At 66.5% G+C, this 4,866-nt stretch carries 4 protein-coding genes; 3 read left to right on the forward strand and 1 reads right to left on the reverse strand.

Annotation, left to right across the window (positions count from 1 at the left end; genetic code table 11):
* From GXB81_RS30385 to def, 3 genes are all read left to right on the forward strand, one after another.
* Positions 1 to 905 (forward strand): cell division protein ZipA C-terminal FtsZ-binding domain-containing protein (locus GXB81_RS30385; protein ID WP_205991141.1); only part of this gene is annotated, 905 nt, incomplete at its 5' end.
* A gap of 272 nt (positions 906 to 1,177) precedes the next feature.
* Entirely contained in the window at positions 1,178 to 3,256 is a 2,079-nt protein-coding gene (gene ligA, locus GXB81_RS30390; protein ID WP_205991142.1) for an NAD-dependent DNA ligase LigA, read from the forward strand.
* Positions 3,256 to 3,789, forward strand: a complete 534-nt coding sequence (gene def, locus GXB81_RS30395) for a peptide deformylase (RefSeq protein ID WP_205991143.1) — start codon at positions 3,256 to 3,258, stop codon at positions 3,787 to 3,789. Before ligA ends, def begins: the two co-directional genes overlap by 1 nt.
* Before the next feature lie 113 nt (positions 3,790 to 3,902).
* Here the strand turns inward: def and GXB81_RS30400 are convergent.
* Positions 3,903 to 4,866 (reverse strand): pseudouridine synthase (locus GXB81_RS30400; RefSeq protein WP_241016594.1); only part of this gene is annotated, 964 nt, incomplete at its 5' end.

Raw genomic sequence — 4,866 nt, forward strand, 5'->3', positions numbered from 1 at the left:
CCGAGGCGCCCGCGGCCCAGCCCGCGCCCGCCGCGCAGGAGCGCGTCGAGCCGGTCCTGCCGGCCGCCACGACGATTTCGTCGGCGCCGCCTGCGATCGTCGATCGGCGCATCGACTGCATCGTGCCGATCCGTCTGAACGGCCCGGTGGCCGGCGACAAGGTAATCCCGCTCGCGCAGCGTCTGCGCCGCGCCGGCAGCAAGCCCGTGCATATCGAGGGCAAGCCCGAAGGTGGCGCCTGGGAGCTGCTGCAGAACGGCACGCGCTACGAGGAGCTGCGCGCGGCCGCGCAACTGGCGAACCGCAGCGGCGCGCTGAACGAACTCGAGTTTTCCGAATTCGTGACCGGCGTGCAGCAGTTCGCCGACGCGCTCGACGCGTCGCCCGAATTCCCCGACATGCTCGAGACCGTGGCGATGGCGCGCGAGCTCGACGGTTTCGCCGCGCAGTGCGACGCGCAGTTGTCGATCAACGTGCTGTCCGACGGCGCGCCGTGGTCGGCCAACTACGTGCAGGCGGTTGCCTCGCAAGACGGCCTGCTGCTCTCGCGCGACGGCACGCGCTTCGTCAAGCTCGATTCGCGGCAAAGCCCGGTGTTCATGCTGCAATTCGGCGACACCAACTTCCTGCGCGACGACCTCACGTACAAGGGCGGCGAGATGATTACGCTCGTGCTCGACGTGCCGGTTGCCGACGAAGACATCCTGCCGTTCCGGCTCATGTGCGATTACGCGAAGTCGCTCGCCGAGCGCATCGGCGGGCGCGTGGTCGACGATGGCCGCCGGCCCTTGCCGGAGAGCGCGCTGCTCGCCATCGAAAAGCAGCTGATGACGCTCTACGCGAAGCTCGAACAGGCCGGCATTCCGGCGGGTTCGCCGGCCACGCGGCGGCTGTTCAGCCAGTAAGCCGGCGCGCCATCCGCGTTGGGGCGAGACGGCCGCACGATGTGCGGCCGTTGTCGTTTGCGGCTTGGGCAGCGTGCGGCGATGCGTTGCGCCGGTGTGTGCAGGTGCGGCGGCAGGTACGTGGCAGGTGTGCGGGTCTCGACAGCACCCGCAAAGCGCCCGAAGCAGCCATTCGAAGTACCCCTTCGACGCACCCATTCGGCCGATGTAAAGGGGCACGCTTCCTGCGATAATCCAAGGTCTGAATTTCACGTTGAGAAGCGTCCGACAGCATGGCCCGAACTCCCGTCCCCCCTTCTGCAACCAGCGCTCCGGCGGAGCGGGCCGCGTGGCTGCGCGCGGAACTCGAACGCGCGAATTACGCGTACTACGTGCTCGATCAGCCGGACCTGCCCGATGCCGAGTACGACAAGCTGTTCAAGGAACTGGAGGGCATCGAGGCCGAACATCCGGATCTGATCGTGCCGGATTCGCCAACGCAGCGCGTCGGCGGCGAAGCGGCGAGCGGCTTCGAGCAGGTCGTGCACGATCAGCCGATGCTGTCGCTGAACAACGGTTTCACCGATGAAGACATCGTCGCGTTCGACAAGCGCGTTAGCGACGCGCTCGGCAAGAACGCGAGCGAGCCGCCGGTGCCGGTGGCGCATGTACCCGTCGAATACGCGGCCGAACTGAAGTTCGACGGTCTCGCGATCTCGCTGCGCTATGTCGACGGCGTGTTCGTGCAGGCCTCGACACGCGGCGACGGCACGACCGGCGAGAACGTCACAGGCAACGTCCGCACGATCCGCTCGATTCCGCTGAAGCTCAAGGGCAATCGCGTGCCGCGCGTGCTCGACGTGCGCGGCGAGGTGCTGATGTTCAAGCGCGATTTCGAGCGCCTGAACGAACGGCAGCGCGCGGCCGAACAGCGCGAATTCGCGAACCCGCGCAATGCGGCGGCGGGCAGCTTGCGCCAGCTCGATTCGAAGATCACCGCGCAGCGGCCGCTGTCGTTTTTCGCCTATGGCATTGGCGTGCTCGACGGCATCGAGATGCCGGCCACGCATAGCGAACTGCTCGACTGGTACAAGGAGATGGGCCTGCCGGTCAATAGCGAGCGCGCGGTCGTACAGGGCGCCGAAGGACTGCTCGGCTTTTTCCACGCGGTCGGCGAGAAGCGCGACACGCTGCCGTACGACATCGACGGCGTGGTCTACAAGGTCAACCGGCGCGACGAACAGGACGCGCTCGGCTTCGTGTCGCGCGCGCCGCGTTTCGCGCTCGCGCACAAATTCCCCGCTCAGGAAGCGCTGACGAAGCTCGTCGCGATCGACGTGCAGGTGGGCCGCACCGGCGCGATCACGCCGGTCGCGCGGCTCGAACCGGTGTTCGTCGGCGGCGCGACGGTTACGAACGCTACGCTGCATAACGAAGACGAAGTGCGCCGCAAGGACATCCGCATCGGCGATACGGTGATCGTGCGGCGTGCCGGCGACGTGATTCCCGAAGTGGTCAGCGCGCTGCTCGACCGGCGCCCGGCCGATGCGAGCGAGTTCGTGATGCCGACGCAGTGCCCGGTGTGCGGCTCCGCCATCGAGCGGCTGCCCGACGAGGCGATTGCGCGCTGCACGGGCGGGCTTTTCTGTCCGGCGCAGCGCAAGCAGGCGCTCTGGCACTTCGCGCAGCGGCGCGCGCTCGATATCGACGGCCTCGGCGAGAAGATCATCGATCAGCTGGTCGAGCAGAATCTCGTGCGCACGCCGGCCGATCTGTTCAATCTCGGTTTCGCGACACTCGCGGAACTCGACCGCTTCGCCGACAAATCGGCGCAGAATCTGCTCGACTCGCTCGAAAAAGCCAAGCACACGACGCTCGCGCGTTTCATTTACGCGCTCGGCATCCGGCACGTCGGCGAATCGACCGCGAAGGATCTCGCGAAGCATTTCGGCTCGCTGACCCCGATCATGGACGCGCCGCTCGAAGAACTGCTCGAAGTCAACGACGTCGGGCCGGTGGTCGCGGAATCGCTGCGCCAGTTCTTCGCCGAGGAGCACAACCGCACGGTGATCGAGCAGTTGCGCGCGCCGGGCAAGGTCACGTGGCCCGAGGGGCCGCCCGCGCCGAAGGCGCCGCAGGGCGTGCTGGCCGGGCAGACCGTGGTGCTGACGGGCACGCTGCCGAATCTGTCGCGCGAGGATGCGAAGGACATGCTCGAAGCGGCCGGCGCCAAAGTAGCGGGGTCGGTATCGAAGAAAACCAGTTACGTGGTGGCGGGCGCCGACGCGGGCAGCAAACTTGCGAAGGCCGAGGAACTCGGCATCCCCGTACTCGACGAAGATGGTATGCGCAAGCTCCTGGAGGGGCACTGATGATTCGCGAAATTCTCAAGATGGGCGATCCGCGTCTGTTGCAGATCGCCGAGCCGGTCGATCATTTCGACACGCCCGAGTTGCATGAGCTCGTGAAGGACATGTTCGAGACCATGCACGATGCGAACGGCGCGGGGCTTGCCGCGCCGCAGATCGGCGTCAACCTGCAGGTCGTGATTTTCGGCTTCGGCAAGAACGAACGCTATCCGGACGCGTCGCCGGTGCCGGAGACGGTGCTGATCAACCCGACCATCACGCCGGTTTCGCTCGACATGGAGGAGGGCTGGGAAGGCTGCCTGTCGGTGCCGGGGCTGCGCGGCGCGGTGAGCCGTTTGACGATGATCCGCTATCACGGCTTCGATCAGTTCGGCAATCCGATCGAGCGCGTCGCCGAGGGTTTTCACGCGCGCGTCGTGCAGCACGAATGCGATCACCTGATCGGCAAGCTGTATCCGATGCGGATCACCGATTTCTCGAAGTTCGGTTTTACCGAGATCCTGTTCCCGGACCTCGATCCGAATAGCGACGATTGAGGCTGTATCGCGCGGCGCGGGCGGCGGTTGCCGACTGCGAATAAAGCGTCGCCGGAAATGAAAAACCCCACGCGAAAGGCGTGGGGTTTTCGTTTGCGCAGGCACTCGCGGCGTCAGAACGACTCGTCTTCCGACAGATAGCGCCATTGGCCCGGCGGCAGCGCGCCGAGCACCACGCGGCCCATGCGCACACGCTTGAGGCCGATCACTTCGAGGCCGACCAGCTCGCACATGCGGCGAATCTGGCGCTTGCGGCCTTCGCGCAGCACGAAACGCAACTGCTCGCCGTTCTGCCAGTTCACCTGCGCGGGCTTCAGCTGCACGTCGTCGAGCGACAGGCCGTGGCATAGCAGCGCAAGCTTGTCCGCCGGGAAATGGCTCTCCACGTCGACCGTGTGCTCGCCATAGGCGACGCGCACGAGGTACTCCTTGTCGACATCCGAATGGCCGCCGATCAGCTGTTTCGCGATGCGGCCGTCCTGTGTCAGCACGAGCAGGCCTGTCGAGTCGATGTCGAGCCGTCCGGCCGGCGCGAGCTGGCGCAGATGCGAAACCGCGAAGCGGATGTCCGAGCGGTCGCCTTCCCAACGGTTCTCGGGCGTGACGAGCGTGATGGCCGGCTGATAACCGTCTTCGGCCTGACCCGACACGAGACCGACCGGCTTGTGGATCAGTACCGTCACCTGGCTCGATTGCGCGGCTTCGGCAGCCGGATCGATGTCGATGCGCTGATCCGGGAACACCTTGGTGCCGAGCGTATCGATGCGCTCGCCGTCGACCATGACCCAGCCTTTCTCGATCCATTCGTCGGCTTCGCGGCGCGAACACAGGCCGAGCTTGGACATCAGCTTCGACAGGCGCAGCATGCCCGGCGCGTCTTCCTGGTCGCGACGCGGGCGGCGCGGGGCGTCGCCCTCGGCGGTCGTGTCGAGGTCGTGGTCGTGATGTTCGCTGCGCGTGGCCGAGGCTCGCGCGGCTTTTTCGGGCCTGGCGGCGCGTGCGGGGCGGGCGTCGCTGAAGCGGCGTGTCGCCGACGGCACGGCTTTGTCGAAACCGCGCTCGGCGTTGCGGGCAGGG

The sequence above is a fragment of the Paraburkholderia sp. Ac-20336 genome, assembly GCF_017105025.1.
Classification (GTDB): domain Bacteria; phylum Pseudomonadota; class Gammaproteobacteria; order Burkholderiales; family Burkholderiaceae; genus Paraburkholderia.

Coding starts and splice junctions, on each gene's coding strand:
- def (WP_205991143.1), top strand. CDS start 3,256: ATGATTCGCGAAATTCTCAAGATGGGCGATCCGCGTCTGTTGCAGATC.
- ligA (WP_205991142.1), top strand. CDS start 1,178: ATGGCCCGAACTCCCGTCCCCCCTTCTGCAACCAGCGCTCCGGCGGAG.